The following is a 19,776-nucleotide window of genomic DNA, read 5'->3' on the forward strand; positions in this document are numbered from 1 at the left end:
GCCACCCGTTCGGCGCATACCGGCCAACACCGGCCGGCACCGGCCGACACCGTCCGAGCAGCGGGGAAAGCAGCACGCGGCGCGCGCCACACCCGCACACGGAATGGCCGAGCATCCACGCCAACTACCCTTATTTACGGCCTCATTTGGATGCGCCAGCAATACAACTCTTCGCTCGGCACGGATAGTTGAGCCGCCACATCCGTTCCGCGCCGGCCCGTGAGCTTCCCCACGGCGCCGCCCTCTGGGTCATCGTCATAGCAGTGAGCTAGCGTCACAGGCACCCCATCCGGTCAAGTCAAGTCCCCCAGATCGGGCCGGATATGAAGACGGGGAAGAAGGCGGCGAACGTTCCGATCGGCTGCAACCAACACCGGAACGCCCGCATGCCTTCTTCCCCGGCATACCACGCAAGGAGTATACGTGAAGCGCACAACGCTCCGCTCAGCGGGCATCACCGCGCTCGCCGCCGTCACCATCGGCGTCGCCGCCCCCACCGCGCTCGCCGCGACCGAGGACAACCGGCGGACGGTCGTCGCCGGCATCGACGACCCCACCCCGGAGGATCTGCACGTCATTACCCCGGAGGAGGCCCAGGAGGCCGCCCAGTCGCTGCTCGACAGCGATGAAGCGGAGGTCCAGGAGCTGCTCCAGTCCCTCGACACCGAGGAACTCGCCGACCTGCAGGCCGTCGCCGAGGGCCAGTCGGCCCAGGCGCTCCAGGTGAACTGGGGGAAGATCTGGAAGGTCCTGAAGAAGATCGGCGGCTTCGCCAAGGCCGTCAAGGGCTCCTACTCCAAGTTCAAGAAGTGGTACAACGGCCTGCCCTGGTGGAGCAAGGCACTGATCAGGACGGCGACCGTCGGCGTCCAGCTCTACGACGTCTACTGGCACTTCCACAACGTCGGCGTCGCTCCGGAAAAGGAAGCGGCGGCCAAGAGCTGAGTGAACGGGGCGGCCGAGGGCACTTCCCCCACGGCCCCCGACCGCCCCCCACGCCCCCGACCGCCCCAGCGACCCCCGGCACCGCACCGCACGACCCATAACAGCAACCACAGGGACACGGAGGAGAGCCATGACGTCCCCGGAAGCCGACGACAAGGCGAGCGAAGGCACCTGGGCCCTCGCGCTCCTGGCCCTGGTCCCCACCATCTGCCTGACGTTCCTCACCGACCTGGCCACGTTCTGGTACGTCACGGCCTGGGTCTTCTGGGGCCTCTCCGCGCTCCTGCTCGCGGCCGGCTGGGCGGAGGTGGTCCGCCACGGGGCCCGCGGCGCCACCGGCTGGACCATGTGCACGTTCGCCCACGGCATCCTCGCCTGGCAGGCGGCGCACCTGGTCACCTGAACCGGCGGCGGGTGGCGGGCGGGACTCCCCTTCACACTGTCCCGCCCGCCACCCGTCCGCCCCCTTCGCCCGCCCGAACCATCACCGGGCGGGCGAAGGACCTGACGAGCCGGAGGATCAGATACGGGCGAAGAGCCGGACTTCCGGCGAAGTGGGCCATTGACGAACGATGAAGAAGTCCGGAACGGTCGACGAAGCCGCCCCCACGTGCTGCGAACTCGAACTCCCGTTCCGTAATCTGAGCCGAGTGCTTCATCACGACGCGACCAGCCCACCGTTGAGTCATCGGCTGACCCCGGGGGACCGCCTGCGCATCGCCCGCCGGGCACGCAGGCTGTCCGCCGCCCAGTTGGCGCAGAAGGTTGCCATCTCCCCCAGCTATGTCCAGAAGTTGGAGTCGGGGAAGCGGAAGCCGTCGCCCGCCCTCGTCCTGGCGCTGGCGAAGGCGCTGCACCTGGGGCCGGAAGCCCTCACCGGGAAGCCGTACTACGGAGAACCGGAATCCGACGACGGTGTGCACGCCGTGATTCCAGAACTGCGCCGCGTCCTGCTGTGCTACGACACCCCCGACGGTCTGGACATCGCGCCCCGCCCGCTGCCGGTGCTCGCCTCGGAGGTCGACCAGGTGACGGCCCTGCGACGCGACGCCCGTTACGTCCCGATGGGACCTCTGTTGGCGGCAGTCATCACGGAGTTGACCCATATCGCACTCGATGCCGACGGGAAGAACCGGCACGAGGCATTCCGCCATCTGGCCCGCGCCTACCGGGCGGTGAACTCCCTGGCACACAAAACGGGCCATCACGACCTGTCGCACACAGCGCTCGAACGAGTGCGGTGGGCCGCGGACCTGTCCGGCGACCCACTGATGCGGATCACCGCCGGTTATCTGGTCGCCGGGGCGATGCTCCGCCACAACGCCTACGCCCCGGCGAGGCGTCAACTCACCTCCCTGCGCGCCGAACTGGAACGACTGCGTCCGGACCACTCGCCGAAGAGCGCGGTCGACGCCCTCGCCGTCGACGGAGCGGTGCTGCTGAAGCTCGCGGTGCTGGAGGCACGCGAGAACAGCCCCGAACGGGCGCACGCCCGGCTGCGGGAGGCGGACGAGGTGGCGCGGGCGGCCGGCGGCCACGACTCCCCCGCGTACGAGATGTCGTTCGGACCGACGAACGTCCGCATCCACGAGCTGCACACGCTGATCGTCACGGGCGACACCGAACGGGCCCTGGCGCGGCTGGCCGAGTGGTCGCCGGCCCCCGGCGGGGAGTGGACTCCCCCCGCGGCCACGGCGGGTGAGCGGTCGAGCCACCACTGCATCGACGTGGCCTCGGCGAAGCTCGCCGCGGGCGACAGGTCCGGGGCGTTCTCCGCCCTCAAGCGGGCGCGCAAGGTCGCGCCGAACCACACGCGGTTCCACCCGTCCGTCCGGGAGACCACCGCGGCCCTGTTGCGAATGGATGCAAATCCCCCCAATGAACTTGCCTCGTTCGCGAGTTGGGCGGGAATTGGGGCGTTCTAAGTTCCACGTCAAGAGGCCCCGCCGGAGGACACGCGGACAATCTGTCCGCACGCGGATACCTGCCAGGTGGAATGGTCTCCCACAGTTGTGGTGAGGAGACCATTCCATGTCCAGCGCCAATCCGGCGGCTCGTCCCCTCCCACCGCGCTGGATGCCCATCGGCGATGGCCCTCACCTGTGCTCGGCCGGGGAATGGTGGGACGCCGTGCGCGCGGTGGAGGTGATCGGCCGACGTGCGATCGGGATCCTCCGGGAGACCGGTGAGCCGGTCGGACCGGTGATCCTGGACCCCGAAGGGCCGGAGCCCCGTATGTACTTCCTCGTACCGGTGGGCACCGCGGCCCGCTGGGAGGAGCCCGGAACCGTGCCGCTCGGGCAGCGGTGCCACGTCCTCGTACCGTCCGCCGACGCCACCACGCCTCCCGGACTGCACTGGCACGTCCTTCCCGCCGCCCCCCGCTCCCCGCTGCGCCCGGACGCGCTGCGGCGGGCGCTCGGCCGGGCGCGCAGGGAACGGCAGGAGCTCGCGGAGGAAGTGGATTCCTGATGGCGCTGAGCTCACGTGGCACGCCGGGCCGGGGTGAGGTGCGGCTGCGCTTCGACCCCGCCGGCCTGGACGCCGACCTGCGGATGGTGCTGCTGGACCTGCCGGCGGGACGCTGGCTGTCGATGCGGGACCTGCTCGCGCGGACGGACCGCTCCCTCGGCTGGGGCCAGTGGGTCGCCCGCACCCAGGTGCTGGGGGCGGCGGCCGCCGGGACCGACGTGGTGCGGGCGTGGCGCGCGGAGGAACCGGACAGCGCCGACGCGTCGGTGATGCACGCGCGGGTGGCGGTGGAACGGACGGCACGCGCCCACCGCATGGGCCACCCGGACGTCCTGGGGCTGTGGGAAGAGGCGATCGAGGCCTGCCGCGTCGCGGCGTACACGGCCCCGGCGGATCCCGTGCCCTGGGTGTGTCTGCTGGCCCTGGCTCAGCTGGACGAGCGCCAGGAGGTCCCCGAGCACCGGCTGCCGTCCCCCGACCCCCTGCTGGCCACCGGCCCGTGGGACGTGCTGGGGCAGGTGGAGCGGCGCGACCCGGGGAACCGTGAGGCGTACCACCGCATGATGGCGCTGATGGCCTCACGGGCCGACGGCTCCTGGGGGCAGGCGCACCAGTTCGTCCGCTGGGCGCTCGACCGGGCCCCGCGCGGTTCGGCGCTGCTGGTCCTCCCCCTGTACGTCCGCGTCGGGCTCTGGCGCGACCAGCACGGCCCGGGCCGGGAGCTGGACATGTACTGGGCCGGTGACTACGCGGTGCAGGACGCCGAACGCGCCCTGCACGACTGGTTCGACGTGGTGGAACCGGCCGGGCACCCGTCCCTCTCCGTGCTCGACCTGAGCCATCTGGCCCACGCCTTATGGGCGGCCCACCGGTTCGACGCCGCCGCCCGGGTGTTCACGGCGATGGGCCCGTCCGCCGCCACCCGCCCCTGGGTGTACCGCGCGGACGACCCCCGCCGGCCGGCCGAGGACGCCGCGACGGAGTGGATCGTCCGGGCCCGCGCCCAGTGCGGTGCCCCCGTCCACGGTGATCCGCGCGGGGGCCCGCGCCGCTGAGCGGCGCGACCCGGCTCCGCCGGCCTCGAACCGGCCGGCCTCGAAATCCCTTTGTCCGCACGACGTTCCGTGGATCGCCGCGCCACGCGTCCCCACGGCCTTCCCGTTCGGCCACGACCCATCCTGTTCAGCGCTTCGGAGGTAGTCCTGTGTCCTATACGTCGAGATCACGAGCAGGAATGGGGCCGGACCGTGTCGCACAGCCCGACGAGGGCGAGCGGCTGCGGGACCTCGGCTACCAGCCGGTGCTGGCGCGGCGCATGGGCGGTTTCGGCAACTTCGCCATCAGCTTCAGCATCATCTCGGTGCTGTCCGGCTGCATGACCCTCTACGGGTTCGGGCTGTCCACCGGCGGTCCGTCGGTGATGATGTGGGGCTGGGCCGGCGTCGGCCTGATGGTGCTCTTCATCGGCATGGCGCTGGCCGAGGTCACCAGCGCCTATCCCACCTCGGGGGCCATGTTCTACATGGCCAACCGGCTCGGCGGGCGCCGCTGGGGCTACTACACCGGCTGGGTCAACCTGCTGGGTCTGCTCGGCAGCATCGCGGGCAGCGGCTACGGCGCGGCCCAGTTCATCGGCGCGCTGCTGCAGTTGCAGTTCGACTACGAGCCGACGCCCGAGTCGACCCTGCTGATCTTCGGCGTCATCCTCCTCGTCTTCGGGGTGCTGAACCTCTTCGGCGTGCGGATGGTGTCGTTCCTCAACTCGGTCAGCGTCTGGTGGCACCTGCTCGGTGTGGCCATCATCGTCCTGGTGCTGTGGATCGCGCCGGACAGCCACCAGTCGCCCTCGTTCGTCTTCACCCACTTCGTGAACAACACCGGCTGGGACAACCCGCTGTACGTGACGGCGCTCGGGCTGCTGCTGGCCCAGTACACGTTCACCGGCTACGACGCGTCGGCGCACCTCACGGAGGAGACCGCCAACGCCTCGACGGCCGCCCCCCGCGGCATGGTGCGCTCGATCTGGGTCTCGTGGATCGCGGGCTTCATCCTGCTGGCCGGTCTGACCTTCGCCATCTCGGACTACGCCGCCACGACGGAGGCGGCGGTGCCGCCCGCGCAGATCTTCATCGACGCCCTGGGCAACGACGGCGCGACGTTCCTGCTGCTGATCGTCATCGGTGCCCAGCTGTTCTGCGCCAACGCGGGCATCGCGTCGGCCAGCCGGATGACGTTCGCGTTCAGCCGCGACGGCGCGCTGCCGGGCTCCCGGCTGTGGCGCCGGGTCAGCAGCAAGACGCAGACCCCGTACCCGGCGGTGTGGCTGGCGGTCATCGGCCCCTTCGTCCTCGCCCTGCCGTCGCTGTACTCCACCACCGCCTACACCGCCGTGACGGCCATCAACGTCATCGGCATCACGCCGTCCTACGTCATCCCCGTCTTCCTGCGGCTGCGCCACCCCGAGCGGTTCACCCCGGGGCCCTGGAACCTGGGCCGGTGGAGCCGTCCCGTCGGCTGGATAGCCGTCATCTGGGTGGCGTTCGCCACCGTGCTGTTCTGCCTGCCGCAGACCAGCCCGGTCACCGTCGAGTCCATGAACTACGCCGCCGTCGCGCTGGTCGCCGCGCTGCTGCTGGCCACCGCGTGGTACCCGTTCGCGCGCAGCTCCCTCACGACGCCGACCTACGACACCTCGGCCCGCGGCACCCAGCTGATGGAGGACATCGTCTGATGACCCGCTCCACCGCGGGGGACAGCCACCCCCCGACCCCGCAGCACGGCCGGCTCACCCTCGACGCCCTGCGCGAGGAGATCCACCAGGGCCGCGTCCGGACCGTGGCCCTGGCCCTCGTCGACATGCAGGGACGGCTCAAGGGCAAGCGCTACGACGCCGGTCACTTCCTCCACTCGGTCGTCGACAAGGGCTCGGACATGTGCGCCTACGTGCTCGCGACCGACGTCGACATGCGCCCGCTGCCCGGGTACGCCCTGGCCTCCTGGGACACCGGCTACGGCGACCTGCACGTGAGCGCCGACCCGGACGCCGTCCGGGTGCTCCCCTGGTGGCCGGGGACCGCGCTGATCCACACCGACGCGACCATCGACGGCCGGCCCGTCCCGGTGGCCCCCCGGGAGATGCTGCGCCGGCAGCTCGCCCGGCTCGCGGACCGCGGTCTGACCGCCAAGACCGGGCTGGAGACGGAGTTCGTCCTCTACCGGGGGCCCTACGACCGGGCCCTGGACGGTCGGCGCGGCCTGCGGCCCGTCACCTCCCGCAACCTTGACCTCTCCCTCGACCACGACAGTCGCACGGACCGGTTCCTGCGGCGGCTCCAGTCGGCGCTCGGCGGCGCGGGCCTGCCGGTCGAGGCCGTCAAGACCGAGGCCGGGCCCGGCCAGGTGGAGATCACCTTCCCCTACGGGGAGCCGCTGTCGGCGTGCGACGGGCACACGCTCTTCAAGCACGCCGTGCGGCACGTGGGGACCCGGGCCGGGCTGGCGCCCACGTTCATGGCGGTCCCGGACCCCGGGGTGGGCAGCGGCCTCCACCTCCACCTGTCCCTGTGGTCCGACGACGAGCCGGTGCTGCCGGACCCGGACGGCAAGCCGTCCGCCCTGGCCCGGCACGCCGTCGCGGGGCTGCTGACCGTCCTCCCCGAACTGGCGCCCCTGTACGCGCCGAACGTCAACTCCTACCGCAGGTACGCGTCCGAGAGCTTCGCCCCGACCGGCTTCACCTGGGGCTTCGACAACCGGACCTGTGCCGTCCGCGTCGTCGGCCGCGGTCGCGGCCTGCACCTGGAGATCCGGCTGCCGGGCGCCGACGCGAACCCGTACCTGGCTCTCACCGCCGCCCTGGCGGCCATCGAGCACGGCATCGACCACACGCTCGAACCGCCGCCCGCCGCAGAGGGCAGCGCCTACGCGCAGGACGCCCCGCCGGTCCCGGCCACCCTGGCCGAGGCCCTGGACGCGTTCCGCAAGGGGGCCCTGGGCCGGAAGTTGCTCGCCGACGGCGTCGTCGAGCACTACGCCCGCGCCGCCGAGGTCGAACTGGAGGCGCTGGGCGACGCGGTGGACGCGGAGGCGGTCACCGAGGCCGAGCTGCACCGGTGGTTCGAAAGCGCCTAGGGTTCCGCTGAGGAACCCCGTCCCCGGCAGGTGGCGGGGCGGCGCGGCGGGAGGGACGACGGCGTGGCGGTGACGCCCTGGGAGGGGTTCCGGTACGGCCCGTGGCCGGGCACCGCCGTCGTCCCGCAGGCCCCGCCGGACGAGGAGACGCGCGCGGGCCAGGACCTGCCGCGCACGCTGCTGCCGGTGCCCGGCGAAGGGGTGGACAGCGGCCGGTGTTCGATCCGGCCGCTGTCCACCACCGCCCGGGCATGCGGCTGAGCGAACCGCAGTTCGCCGACCCCCGCACCCGCGAGGCGTGGTACGCGGCGCGGCGGAGGTCGTCGCCGCCCACCTCGGGGACCGGCTGGGCGACCCGTACACGGCGGCGGACCGGCTGGCGGCGGCGCCCGGGCGGTGATCCCGGGCGGCCGTTCCCCGGTCCGGCTCGTCCGGCGGCGGGAGCGGCCCGGGCGCGCCGTCCGGGGTGCCGTACCCGCCGTTGCTCCGTGCCGTGACCGTCCGTCACGTTCCGCTCGTCGCGTTCCCCACCCGGGCGCGCGCCGACGACCGGGTCGCGCGCCGCCAACTGCCGCCGCAAGCCCGGACGTCAGCCCGCCGGACGCCCCAGCCGCGCCGCGTCGGCCGCCTCCGTGCCCCGCGCCCAGCCCTCCGCGTCACGGCCGCGCAGCCGGTGCGAGGTGGTCTCGGGGAAGAGCCGGCCGGCCGTCTCGCCGACGGCGACGTCGCGGGCGGCGAGCACGGGCAGGACTTCCGGGCGGGTCTCCCGGGCGGTCACGTCCCGGGCGGCGGCAGAGAGCCGGTCGCCGATCCGGGCGGCGTAGGCGATCAGGAAGGACTCGCGGAAGTCCCGGGTGCGGCGCCCGCGCCCGCCGCGGTGGTAGGCGTCGGCGGCCCGGAGCATGGCGGCGTCCGCCTGGACCAGGAGGGAGGTGTACATCAGCTCGACCAGCTCCAGGTCGGCGTCGAAGCCGACGACGGTGGAGAAGCCGTACTCGCCCGACCACACCGCGTGGCAGTGGTTGGCCCCGGCGACGGCGCTCAGGAGGAGGGCCTTCGCGGACTCGTACGGGCCCTCGACCCCGAGCCTGCGGGCTCCCGGTCCCGCACCGGAGGGTCCGTCACCGGAAGGCCCGGCTCCGGCGGCCGCGAGCAGCGCGTCGTCGAGCGAGTGGCGCGCCATGAGCTCCTGCGCCTTGGCGGAGAACGCCTCGGCCTCGTCGGGGAAGTCCGTCGACTCGGCCTTGGCGAGCAGCGCCCGGATCCGGGCGAGCGTCTTCGGCTCGACGGCGGCGGTACGGCCGCCCGGGCCGGCGGGTGCGGCGGCGCCGGGGAGCGGGCCGACGGCGCCGATGTACGGCAGGGAGGCGACGATGCGCAGGGCGTCGAGCGCGAGGGCGACGGTCTCGAAGCGGCTGAGGCGCTCGCGTCGCGCGAAGGCGTCCAGGTACGCGCCGTCGTCCGGCCACCACACCGCGGCGTCCAGCTCGCGGAGCTGCCCGGCCCAGTGCGGGTCGAGCGTCCGGGCGTCGTAGCGGCGGGCCTCCGCCGCCACGGCGTCGAGGACGAAGCGGAGTGCGGCGGGCGACGCGTCCCGGCGGACCGGCCGGACGACGTCGGCGGGCTGCCAGCCGCGCTCCCACGCGCTCCGGAGCTCGGCGGCGGCCACGGCCAGCAGCGCCCGTCCGACGGCTTCCGGTCCTTCGGGCGCGGCGGCGAGGGCGGAGGCGTCGGCGTAGGCGGCGTCCTCGACGTCGGCCCCGCCGGGGCCGGCTTCCGCGGCGAGCGCGCGGAGGCGGCGCACGGCCGCCTCGACGGCCTGCCGAAGCGCGGTCTCCTCGGGCCGCTCACGGCCGCTGCTGCGCTTGCCCACGGGGGTCTTCCTCGTTCTCGTCCGGCCGTGCCGGTGGTTCTCCGGCCGTGCCGGTGGTTCTCCGGCCGTGCCGGTGCCGGTGGTGCGACGCCGCCGGGCGGCGGCCGCGGTCGCGGCCGCCGCCCGGCGGAAGGGGGTCGTGACGACAGGCTCGGACGGGGATCAGGCGCCGGTCGCGCTGCCCTTGATCCAGTCCTGCCAGCTCATGTTCCAGCCGTTGAGGCCGTTGTCCGGGGAGATGGTCTTGTCGTCGGAGTTCTTCACCACGACGACGTCACCGATCTGGGAGTTCTTGAAGAACCAGGCGCCCGGGGTGTTCGGGTCGTCGGCGCCCTGCTTGTCCTGCAGACCGACGCAGCCGTGGCTGGTGTTCTCACTGCCGAAGATGCCGCGGCCCCAGTAGTTGCCGTGGATGAACGTGCCCGACGTGGACAGCCGCATCGCGTGCGGGACGTCCTTGATGTCGTACTCGCCCTTGCCGTCGGCCTTGGAGAAGCCCACCGTGGAGCCGTCCATACGGGTCTCGACGAACTTCTCCGAGATCACCATCCGGCCGTTGTAGGTGGGGTTGGAGGGGCTGCCCGCCGAGATCGGGATGGTCTTGATGACCTTGCCGTCGCGCACCACGGTCATCTGGTGGGTCTTGGCGTCCACCGTGGAGACCTGCGAGTAGCCGACGTGGAACTTGACCGTCTTCTTCTGGATGCCCTTGATGCCCGGGGCGGCCATGACGTTGTCCAGGTCCATCTTGAGGGTGACCTCGGAGTTGGCCTTCCAGTAGTCCTGCGGACGGAAGTCCAGGCGCTGGTCGTTGAACCAGTGGCCGACGACCTGCTGGCCGCTGCTGGACGTCACGTTGATGTGGGACTGGACGGCCTTGCGGTCCTTGATCGGCTTGTCGAAGTTGATCGAGACCGGCATGCCGACGCCGACCTTCTGCCCGTCCTCCGGGGTGAAGGAGCCGATGAAGCTGTTGTCCGGCGAGACCGTGGAGAACGAGGAGTGCTCCGTGGCCCGGCGGTCCTTGTCGTCCTTCGCCTCGGCGACGATCTTGTACTTGGAGGACCGCTCCAGATTGTTCTTGAGCTTCCAGCTCTTCTTGTCCGCCGAGAGGGAACCCTCGACCGGGCGACCCTTCGCGTCCGTCATCTTGACGCTCGTGAGTTCACCGTCGCTGACGGTGACCTCGACGGCATCCGCGCTGACGCCCGCGTTCGCCGTACCACCCTTGGGCGTGATCTTGATCTGTGCCTTGGAGGCGTCCTTCGCGGCCGCGGCATCGACGTTCTGCTGCGTCTTCTCCTTGCCGGAGCCGCCGCCCTTGCCGTCGTCGCCGCCTCCGCCGCAGGCGGCGAGGGTGAGCACACCACCGAGCACGGCGGCCGCGGCCACCAGGCCCTTGCGGCACTTGCCGTCCTTCATCACACGCATCTCCATCGCTCTGGACCCCGAAATCCCCGAACCGGGCCATGGGAGCAGCTCTCCGCCCCCGGCCTCCCCCGGCAGTACCGGGGCGTACCGCGCATGCCCCATCGGTCCCGGCTACTGCTAGGGAACGCCTGACCCGATTCGCCCGTTCCACCCTTGCGGAAAGTGTGGGGAAGACCACGCCAGTAAAGACCCTCGGGGCGCCTGCGCCCAAGCCGGGGTCCCGGTGAATCCGCGACGGCGGGGGCCGGGGCGGTGCCACGCCTTCCCCACCGCCCGTGCGTATCACTAACATCTGTTCGGCCGGGGCCCGTGCGGAGCCGGCAAGGAACGCCGGCCCCTGATCTCCGCCGCTGCCGAGGGGATGCTCCGTGACCGCTCGCCGCCCGCTGCTGACCGCTGTCGCCGCCGGGGTGCTGCTGTGCGCGGGCTGGCTGGTGCCGGCCGCGAACGCGACGACCGGGCACCCCGAACCGTCCGCACGCCCCACCGGCGTCGCGGCCCACCGGGCGGACCCGCAGGGCGCCGGGCAGGCGCGCGGCGGCGGACAGCGGCTCGCGGACTCCGGCAGCGTGGACACCACGCCGTACGTCTACGGCGGTCTCGCCTTTATGACGGCCGGAGGGGCCCTGGTCACCGGCGCCGTCCGGCGGTCGCGGACGGCGGGGCGCTGACCGGGCCCTTCGGGCTCAGCCCAGCGGACCCGTCACCGGCTCCACGGCCGCCACGAGCCGCCCGGACCGGACGAACGCCTCGGCCGCCGCCAGATCGGGAGCGAGGAACCGGTCCTCCCCCGGCCCCTCCACGCCCGCCTCGCGCACCGCGCGCAGCACCGCCGCCGTGGCCGGGGACGGCGTCAGACCGGTCCGCAGCTCGACGGCGCGGGTGGCGGCCACCAGCTCCACGGCGATCACCCGGGTGAGGGCCCCCAGGGCGGTCCGCAGCTTGCGCGCCGCCGACCAGCCCATGGAGACGTGGTCCTCCTGCATCGCCGAGGACGGGATCGAGTCGACCGACGCGGGGACGGCCAGCCGCTTCATCTCGCTGACCAGGGCCGCCTGCGTGTACTGGGCGATCATGAGGCCGGAGTCGACCCCGGGGTCGGCCGCCAGGAACGGCGGCAGGCCGTGCGAACGGTTCTTGTCGAGCAGCCGGTCGGTGCGCCGCTCCGCGATGGAGGCCAGGTCGGCGGCGGCGATCGCCAGGAAGTCGAGGACGTACGCGACGGGCGCGCCGTGGAAGTTGCCGTTGGACTCGACGCGGCCGTCGGGGAGCACGACGGGGTTGTCGACGGCCGCCGCCAGCTCCCGGTCGGCGACCAGCCGGGCGTGCGCGAGGGTGTCGCGGCCCGCGCCGGCCACCTGGGGCGCGCAGCGGATCGAGTACGCGTCCTGGACGCGCGGCGCGTCGTCCTGATGGTGTCCGGTCATCCCCGAACCGCCCAGCACCCGCAGCATGTTGTCGGCGCTGGTGCCCTGCCCGGGGTGCGGGCGGATGGTGTGCAGCTCGGGGGCGAGGACCTTCTCGGAGCCGAGCAGGGCTTCCAGGGAGAGCGCGGCGGTGATGTCCGCGGAGGTGATGAGGCGGGAGAGGTCGGCGCAGGCCATGACGAGCATGCCGAGCATGCCGTCGGTCCCGTTGAGGAGGGCCAGCCCCTCCTTCTCCCGGAGCTCGACGGGCTCGATGCCGTGCGCGGCGAGCAGCTGGGCGGCCGGGGCGACGACGCCGTCCGGGCCCTCCGCCTCGCCCTCGCCCATGAGCGTGAGCGCGCAGTGCGAGAGCGGCGCCAGGTCGCCGGAGCAGCCGAGCGACCCGTATTCGTGGACGACGGGGGTGATCCCGGCGTTGAGCAGCGCGGCCATGGTCTCGATCACCAGCGGGCGGACGCCCGTGCGCCCGGAGGCGAGGGTCTTGAGGCGCAGGAACATCAGCGCGCGGACGACCTCCCGCTCCACCCGCGGGCCCATGCCGGCGGCGTGCGAGCGCACGATGTTGCGCTGGAGCTGTGCACGCAGCTCGGGGCTGATGTGGCGGACGGCGAGGGCGCCGAAGCCGGTGGAGACGCCGTAGACGGGGTCCGGCTTGGCGGCCAGGTCCTCCACGATCTGCCGGGACGCGGCGACGGCGGCCAGGGCCTCGGGGGACACGACGACGCGCGCGTCGTGGCGCGCCACGGCGATCACGTCGTCCGCGGTCGTTCCGGAGGTTCCCACCACCACGTCGGTGACTGCGCGCATCTGCATATCCATATTCAGGCACCCTAGAGACTGAATCGCCTTCTGTCACTAGGTGGATGACATGTGGCCGTTCCGTCGGCTTCGCCGGCTGTCCAGTCCAACGCCGACGGGGGCCGGGGCATGCCGCACCGCCTCCACAGGGTCCGAGCAGGGCTCCTACGGCCGTCGCCCGCGGATCCTGCGCCGCTCGGTGCGCGGCGGCTCCGGCGGGCGGTCGGCGAGGCGGACGACCGGGTCCTCGCGGCCGCCGTCACGCCCCGCGACGACCGGTTTCTCGGCGCCGGCGGCCTTCGCGCGGTACTGCGCCGCGTCGGCGAGGCGGAACAGCCGGCGGGCCGTACGGACCGGTCCGATGGGGTCGCCCGTGGAGGCGATGCCGCAGGCGACGCCCTCGCCGAGCTCCAACCGGCGGGCGCGCAGGCACAGTTCCTCGGCCGCCCGGACCACCTCGTCGGCCGGCGGGCCGACGGTCAGCAGGCAGAACTCGTCGCCGCCCAGGCGGGCCGCGAGCGCCCCGGGCAGCCGGGCCCCGCACAGGGACAGGAGCGAGCCGAACCGCTCCAGCAGCCGGTCGCCCTGGGCGTGGCCGAGGGTGTCGTTGACCCGCTTGAGTCCGTTGAGGTCGCAGACGACCAGGCTGACGACGGTGCCGTCCGCGAGATGCCGCTCGACCGCCTCGTCCAGCCGCGCGTCGACCGCGCGGCGGTTGCCCAGACCGGTCAGCGGATCGGTGTAGGCGAGCCTGCGGGCCTCCTCCAGGCGCTCGTTCTGCACGATGCCGGCCGCGGTGACGGCGGCCAGGACGGTGGCGAAGTCGGCGTCCGCGCGGCCGAAGACCGGCGCTCCCAGGGGCCGCGCCACGTACAGCTCGCCCCAGGCCCGGCCGTGCAGCACGATGGGGGCGATCACACAGCTGCCCCGGTGCCGGCGGCGCAGCACCTCGATCCGGTGGGGCGCCGGGGAGGAGTCCCCCGCCGATGCCGGCCGCTCCAGGCTCTCCACCCAGGCGTGCGGCCGGCCGCCCACCCACTCCTCGTGCAGGAACTCGGCGACCTCGGGGAAGTTGTGCACGGGGTACGACTCGTCGGCGGGGAACCGTTCCTCGTCGGAACCGCGCTCCCCCGCGTTCACCAGGACCCGCAGCCGGCCACGCTCGCGCTCCCAGACCGAGACCGCGGCGAAACAGCCGTGCAGGGCGCGCAGGGCGCCCTCCGCGGCGGCGGCCACCCCGTCGAGGGGGGAATGCGCCGCCGCCATCGCCTGTGCCAGCTCCACCACGGCGGACAGGCGGTCGTCACGATCCGCGTCACCAGCCACCCGAGCCCTCACATTCCACCGCTGTGCGCAGCCCTCGCAATCCAGCGTAGGAATGGTGCGCTCGTTCCGCCTCGCGGGGATCCCTCACAGGCCGCGTCGTCCCGCTTCCCTCCCGCGTCCCCCGGTCGTCCGGCGTCCGTCACTCCCCCGGCCAGTCCGGGGTCCGCTTCTCGTTGAACGCCGCGACGCCCTCCGCGCGGTCCCCGGAGAAGGCCACGGTGCGCCAGGCGGCGTCCTCGACCTCCAGCCCGGCCCGCAGGTCCAGGCCGTGCCCCAGCCGCAGGGCGCGCTTGGCCGCGCGCAGGCCGACGGGCGAGTGGGCGGCGATCCGGGCGGCGAGGGCCAGCGCCTCGTCGCGGTCCTGCCCCGCCGGCACCAGCCGGTCCACGAGGCCCAACTCCCGTGCCTCGGCGGCCGGAACACGGCGCGCGCTGAAGATCAGCTCGGCGGCGCGGGCGGCGCCGACCCGGCGCGGCAGCAGCTGGGTGCCGCCCCCGCCGGGGATCACGCCGACCGACACTTCGGGGAGGCCGACCACGGCGGTCTCGTCCGCCACGATGATGTCGCAGGACAGCGCGAGTTCGAACCCGCCGCCGAGGGCGAAGCCGTGCACGGCGGCGATGGCCGGCACGGGCAGGTCCAGGACGCCGGTGTAGGCGGCGCGGGCGTGCGGGCGCTGGCGCGACAGGTCGGCGTCGGTGAAGGAGTTGCGCTCCTTGAGGTCGGCGCCCACACAGAAGGCCCGCTCGTGCGTGGAGGTCAGGACGACGGCGCGGACGGCCCGGTCGGCGGCGAGCGCGGCGGTCGCCTCCGCGATCGAGCGGCCCAGCTCCGTGGACACCGCGTTCATGGCCTTCGGCCGGTCGAGCACGAGCTCGGCGACATGGCCGTCCTCATGCGTGCGGACGGCGACCCACTCACCAAAGCGCTGTTCGCTCACGCGATCTCACCCTCTCCTCGGCTGTGGCCCCGATCATGCACCGACCGCCGTGGCGCGTGCCATACCCGGAGGGGGTTGCCCGGCAGGTCCGGACCTGGTCCGGACCTGCCGGGACGCGGTCCGCCGTCAGTCCCCCGCCGGGCCGACCCGGCAGGCGACGTGGCCCCAGCCCTGCGGGTTCTTGGCGATGGGCTCGCCCGCCGCGTAGGACTTGCCGCAGGAACACCGGCCGGGGAACTTCGCCTTGAGCGCCCCGCGCCCGCCCTTCGCGGACTTCCCGGCGGCGGCCGCGCCCTCCCCCGCCCCGCCGGCCCGCCGCGGCTTCGGCGGCGCGGCGCGGGTCAGGTCCGGCACGGGGAGGTCCAGGTCGCCGTGGGCGGTGCCCGCGGCCCGCTGGGAGACCGCGGCGTCGCTCGCGGCCTGGTCGGCGATCGCGTTCAGCGGGTCGCCGCCCACCTGGTGCGCCGGAACGTAGCGGAACTCGACCGCGCGGCCGGCCAGCAGCCCGTCGATGCTCCGGACCAGGTCCTGGTTGGCGACCGGCTTCCCGGCGGCGGTCTTCCAGCCGTTCCGCTTCCACCCCGGGAGCCACTTGGTCACGGCGTTCATCGCGTACTGCGAGTCCAGGCGGACCTCGACCGGGACCTCCGGGTCGGTGGCCTCCAGCAGCCGCTCCAACGCCGTGAGCTCCGCGATGTTGTTGGTCGCCCGGCCCAGCGGACCGGCCTCCCACCGCTCCGGCCGCCCCTCGGAGCCGGCCACCACCCACGCCCAGGCGGCCGGCCCGGGATTCCCCTTCGAAGCGCCGTCACAAGCGGCGATGATGCGATCGAGCATGCCTCCGATGATGTCAGGCACGGACCGGTGCCGGGACCGGACCGGTGCTCCACGCCCCCGAGAAGCCACCCGCGCCACGTCACCCCGCCACCGGAACCGCCTCCACCTCCGCCCCCGCCTGGTCGAACGGCTGCCACACCCCGCGCCCGGCCAGGAACGACCGCACCGCGTCCGCGGGTTCCGCCGCGGCCCGCCCCGGCCTCCAGAGCCGTACGGCCGCGGCGTCCGGTATGCCGTCGTGGACCGTGCCGTCGAGGCCCGTGAAGCCCCCGCCGGCCGCCGGGAGCCCGGCGGTCCAGATGCCGTCCGGCCCCTCGTGCTCCCAGACCAGCCCCCGGGCCACGACGCCCGTGACCGGGTGGTCCCGGTAGTAACGGGCCCACTCCGCGTACGTCCACGTGCGGTCCTCGCCCAACAGGGCGCGCAGTCGCAGCCGTTCCTCCCCGAACGTCTTCTCGATCCCCTGGGCGTGGAGCCGCGCCGCGTCCACGTTGTGCTCCAGATACCTCTCCTTGAAGCCGCGCGGCGAGCGGAACGGGCCGACGGTACGGGTCGTGGCGCCGTCGCCTCCGATGTCGGTCCAGTCCACGGTGACGCGGCCGGTCGCACCGAGGGAGATCAGCGCCTCGTACGGGACGTTGACCCACACCGCGCCCCGGCCGCGCGGAGCGAGCAGCACCGTGCCGTCGGGCCCGAGACCGTGCGCCGGAACGGTCCGTTCGGCCAGCCGGTGCGGCGGGACGCCGAGCCGCGTGGCGGTCTTCTTGACCGCCCTCACCAGGGCCCTGTGGCAGTGCGAGTGCCCGGGCACCTCCCGGTGCAGCGTCCAGAGCGCGTCCATGGCGGAGAGGTCGCCGAGCGCTGTGAAGGCCGCGCCCGCGAGCTCGTCGTCGCGCAGGTGGAAACCGTCCAGCGCGGCCGAGTTCTTGCGGCCCACCGCCATCAGCTCCCCGGCGAGCGCCTGTATCTCCTCCGGCCCGGCGCCCTTGCCACCCAGGTATCCGGCCGCCAGCGTGAAGCCGACGGCCAGATCGCGGGTGGGCGTGGAACTCAGCCACTCCAGGGGGGCATGGGGGTCGGTCCGGTCGTGGAGCGAGCCGCCCGCGGCCAGTTCGCGGACCGCGTCGCACACCAGGGCGCGGGCGCCGGGCGCCTTCAGCAGCGCCTTGGTCCGCCGCTTCCACGGGCCGTCGGTCTTGCAGCGCCAGGTCCAGAACTCGCCGCAGGCGGCGAGGTGGTGCACCAGATCGGTCAGCTCCGGGGGCAGCCCGGCCACCCGGGGCCGCATACGGCGCGCCCAGGCGTTGCCGGGCTCCAGCAGGTCCTCAGCTCGTACCTTCACACGGCAGATTCTGGCAGCGCCCACTGACAACGGCCCCCGAGCGGCCTGCGGGACGGACGCGGCCGCCGGCTACTTCCCGTCCCGCCGCGCCAGCAGCCACGGCTCCACCACGCCCAGCCCGCGCACCGGACGCTGCCACATCGGCTGCAGCGCGAACCGGTACCCGGCCGCGCCCTCGCCGTCCGCGCCGGACGCCACCTCCGCCTCGGACTTGGGCGCGTCCCCGTGGCGCATGAGCTCCTGCGCCAGGGCGCCGTCGACCAGCACCGAGTCCTTCGGCGCTATCGACGTCAGCCGGCTCGCCAGGTTCACCGTCGTCCCGAAGACGTCGCCCATGCGCGTCGTCACCGTGCCGAAGGCGATACCCACCCGCAGCTCGGGCATGGTCTCGTCGTGGGTGAGGGTCTCGATCAGCCGCAGGCCGATCTCCGCGGCCGTCCCCGCGTCGTCGGCCGCGTACAGGACCTCGTCGCCGAGGGTCTTGATGAGCCGGCCGCCGTGCGCGGCGACCAGGTCCGCGGCCGTGGTCTCGAACGCCTCGACGAGTTCGCCGAGCTCCTCCTCCTCCAGCCGCCGGGTCAGCCGGGTGAAGCCGACCAGGTCGGCGAAGCCGACGGCCAGCCTGCGGTCGACCATCTCCGCGTCGTCCTGGGCCTGGACGACCCGGCCCGTCGCGGCGGCGAGCTGGCGCCGCCAGACGTAGACGAGGAACTCCTCCAGCTCGGGCAGGAGCAGCTCGACCAGCGGATAGGTGATCTCCGCCCGGGTGAGACCCGGCTCCTGAGGCTCGGTCAGGCCCTCCAGGAAGGAGTCGATCTGCCAGTCGGCGAGCCGGGCCGTGGTCTGGCCGGTGGAACGGGCCACCTGGACGGCCATCGGCTCACTCAGCAGCCCCGCCTCGACCAGACCGGCCAGCCGGCGCAGGGCGAGGACGTCCGCCTCGGTGAGCGCCTTGGCCTGGCCGATGTCGGCGAAGCCCATGGCGCGCCAGAAGCGGGCGGCCAGGTCCATGGAGACGCCCGCGGCACGGGCGGCCTGGAAGGGGGTGTACCGCCGCTCGGCGCCGAGGATCAGCGCCTCCAGCCGGAGGGCGAGCGGGTCGCCGCCCTCTTCCCCGGCGGAGTCGATCTCCGCGGGCCCTTCGGTCCGCGCGTTCCCCGTCCGGTCCGGGGCGCCGGCCCCTTGCGCGGCCCGCTCTTCCCCGTCAGCACCCTCAGCCCCCGCGGCCTCAACGGCACGGGAGGTTCCCCCACCGTCGGCGGTCACCGCCCGCCCCCTGTCCGATCCGTGCGCACTGCCCTGCCGATCGCCGCTCGCTCGCTTTCCGGGCACAACGATACGGCAGGTGTGCCCTAGCTCACTCTTCCGACGACGCCGGACGCAGATGGACGATGTCGCCGGCGTCCACCGGCTGCTGCACCCCGTCGGCCGTGGCGAGCACCAGCCGGCCGTCCCCGTCCACCGCCACGGCCTCCCCGACCAGTGCCCGGTCACCGGGCAGTTCGGCCCGTACCGTGCGGCCCAGCGTGGCGCAGCCGGCCGTGTACGCCTCATGGAGCCGGCAGGCCGCCGAGTCGCCGCCGACGCCGCGCCAGGTGGTGTACCAGTCCTCCAGGGACCTCAGCACGGCGCGCAGCAGCGGGTCGCGGTCGAGCCGCCCGGCGCCGGCGAGGGCCAGGGAACCGGCGGTGGGCACGGGGAGTTCGGCGGCGCGCAGCGAGACGTTGACGCCGATGCCGACGACGACCGAGTCGCCGGCCCGTTCGGCGAGGATGCCGCCGGTCTTGCGCTCCACGCCGTCGACTGTGACCAGGAGGTCGTTGGGCCACTTCAGGGACGTGTCGACGCCGGCGGCCCGGGCCAGGGCGGAGGCGGTGGCGACGCCCGCCAGCAGCGGCAGCCAGCCCCAGCGGTCGGCCGGTACGTCCGGGCCCGGGGTGAGCCGGACGGAGAAGAACAGGCCCGAGCGGGGCGGCGCCGACCAGGTGCGGTCCAGCCGACCGCGCGCCGCGGACTGCTCCTCGGCGACCAGCACCGCGCCCTCGGGCCCGTCGGCCGCGGCGAGGTCGGTGTTGGTGGAGCCGGTGTTCGCGACCACGTCGAGGGAGGTCCACAGCCCGTCGGGGCGCACCAGCGCGCGCCGCAGCGCGGGGGCGTTCAGCGGGGGCCGGTCCAGGTCGGACCAGCGGCTTCCGGAGGTGTCGGGCGGTGTCATGCCGCCAGCCTAGAAGCCCCGCGGGTGTGGCCAACGCCG

General features: G+C 73.6%; 18 protein-coding genes. 9 read left to right on the forward strand and 9 right to left on the reverse strand.

Annotated elements, in window-relative coordinates:
• Window positions 1–423: 423 nt before the first annotated feature.
• The 8 genes from HN013_RS06735 (at window position 424) to HN013_RS06770 (ending at window position 7,809) form a co-directional block, all read left to right on the forward strand.
• Window positions 424–945, forward strand: coding sequence for a hypothetical protein (locus HN013_RS06735; protein ID WP_171164036.1), 522 nt, complete (start codon window positions 424–426; stop codon window positions 943–945).
• A 130-nt stretch (window positions 946–1,075) separates the two neighbouring features.
• Window positions 1,076–1,348, forward strand: coding sequence for a hypothetical protein (locus tag HN013_RS06740; protein ID WP_171164038.1), 273 nt, complete (start codon window positions 1,076–1,078; stop codon window positions 1,346–1,348).
• Between the two features lie 247 nt (window positions 1,349–1,595).
• Window positions 1,596–2,870: a helix-turn-helix transcriptional regulator gene (locus tag HN013_RS06745; protein ID WP_312018523.1), complete on the forward strand. Its 1,275-nt coding sequence runs from the start codon at window positions 1,596–1,598 to the stop codon at window positions 2,868–2,870.
• Window positions 2,871–2,976: 106 nt separating this feature from the next.
• Window positions 2,977–3,417 (forward strand): hypothetical protein, encoded by a 441-nt coding sequence (locus HN013_RS06750; protein WP_171164040.1) that lies wholly within the window; start codon window positions 2,977–2,979, stop codon window positions 3,415–3,417.
• Window positions 3,417–4,472: a hypothetical protein gene (locus tag HN013_RS06755; protein WP_171164042.1), complete on the forward strand. Its 1,056-nt coding sequence runs from the start codon at window positions 3,417–3,419 to the stop codon at window positions 4,470–4,472. Before HN013_RS06750 ends, HN013_RS06755 begins: the two co-directional genes overlap by 1 nt.
• Window positions 4,473–4,651: 179 nt before the next feature.
• A complete protein-coding gene (locus HN013_RS06760) occupies window positions 4,652–6,148 on the forward strand; it encodes an amino acid permease (protein WP_171164044.1) in 1,497 nt (498 codons plus the stop codon).
• Window positions 6,148–7,548, forward strand: a complete 1,401-nt coding sequence (locus tag HN013_RS06765) for a glutamine synthetase family protein (protein ID WP_171164045.1) — start codon at window positions 6,148–6,150, stop codon at window positions 7,546–7,548. The genes HN013_RS06760 and HN013_RS06765 overlap by 1 nt, the downstream gene beginning before the upstream one ends.
• 63 nt (window positions 7,549–7,611) lie before the next feature.
• The gene (locus tag HN013_RS06770) at window positions 7,612–7,809 is read left to right on the forward strand and encodes a hypothetical protein (protein ID WP_171164047.1); all 198 of its coding nucleotides are present in this window, start codon (window positions 7,612–7,614) and stop codon (window positions 7,807–7,809) included.
• Window positions 7,810–8,137: 328 nt separating this feature from the next.
• On the opposite strand, the gene HN013_RS33865 is transcribed toward HN013_RS06770, so the two are convergent.
• Window positions 8,138–9,421: a DUF2786 domain-containing protein gene (locus HN013_RS33865; protein WP_171164050.1), complete on the reverse strand. Its 1,284-nt coding sequence runs from the start codon at window positions 9,419–9,421 to the stop codon at window positions 8,138–8,140.
• A gap of 162 nt (window positions 9,422–9,583) precedes the next feature.
• Complete coding sequence (locus HN013_RS06780) at window positions 9,584–10,858, reverse strand: Ig-like domain-containing protein (RefSeq protein ID WP_171164052.1); 1,275 nt, start codon at window positions 10,856–10,858, stop codon at window positions 9,584–9,586.
• Between the two features lie 362 nt (window positions 10,859–11,220).
• Here HN013_RS06780 and HN013_RS06785 point away from each other — a divergent pair, with 362 nt between their 5' ends.
• Window positions 11,221–11,523, forward strand: a complete 303-nt coding sequence (locus tag HN013_RS06785; RefSeq protein WP_171164055.1) for a hypothetical protein — start codon at window positions 11,221–11,223, stop codon at window positions 11,521–11,523.
• Window positions 11,524–11,538: 15 nt separating this feature from the next.
• On the opposite strand, the gene hutH is transcribed toward HN013_RS06785, so the two are convergent.
• The 7 genes from hutH to HN013_RS06820 all read right to left on the reverse strand — a co-directional run bounded on the left by hutH (window position 11,539) and on the right by HN013_RS06820 (window position 19,737).
• Complete coding sequence (gene hutH, locus HN013_RS06790; protein ID WP_398978669.1) at window positions 11,539–13,092, reverse strand: histidine ammonia-lyase; 1,554 nt, start codon at window positions 13,090–13,092, stop codon at window positions 11,539–11,541.
• 150 nt (window positions 13,093–13,242) lie between these two features.
• Entirely contained in the window at window positions 13,243–14,343 is a 1,101-nt protein-coding gene (locus HN013_RS06795; protein ID WP_171164346.1) for a GGDEF domain-containing protein, read from the reverse strand.
• 199 nt (window positions 14,344–14,542) lie between these two features.
• Window positions 14,543–15,343, reverse strand: coding sequence for an enoyl-CoA hydratase/isomerase family protein (locus HN013_RS06800; RefSeq protein ID WP_171164059.1), 801 nt, complete (start codon window positions 15,341–15,343; stop codon window positions 14,543–14,545).
• 126 nt (window positions 15,344–15,469) lie between these two features.
• Window positions 15,470–16,180, reverse strand: coding sequence for a ribonuclease H (locus HN013_RS06805; RefSeq protein WP_171164061.1), 711 nt, complete (start codon window positions 16,178–16,180; stop codon window positions 15,470–15,472).
• A 79-nt stretch (window positions 16,181–16,259) separates the two neighbouring features.
• Window positions 16,260–17,522 (reverse strand): DUF4132 domain-containing protein, encoded by a 1,263-nt coding sequence (locus HN013_RS33870; protein WP_171164063.1) that lies wholly within the window; start codon window positions 17,520–17,522, stop codon window positions 16,260–16,262.
• Between the two features lie 69 nt (window positions 17,523–17,591).
• On the reverse strand, window positions 17,592–18,788 hold the full coding sequence (locus HN013_RS06815; protein WP_171164064.1) for an adenylate/guanylate cyclase domain-containing protein: 1,197 nt from the start codon (window positions 18,786–18,788) through the stop codon (window positions 17,592–17,594).
• Window positions 18,789–18,879: 91 nt separating this feature from the next.
• The gene (locus HN013_RS06820; RefSeq protein ID WP_171164066.1) at window positions 18,880–19,737 is read right to left on the reverse strand and encodes a biotin--[acetyl-CoA-carboxylase] ligase; all 858 of its coding nucleotides are present in this window, start codon (window positions 19,735–19,737) and stop codon (window positions 18,880–18,882) included.
• Window positions 19,738–19,776: the final 39 nt, after the last annotated feature.

It is taken from the genome of Streptomyces sp. I05A-00742, assembly GCF_013055795.1.
GTDB lineage: Bacteria > Actinomycetota > Actinomycetes > Streptomycetales > Streptomycetaceae > Streptomyces.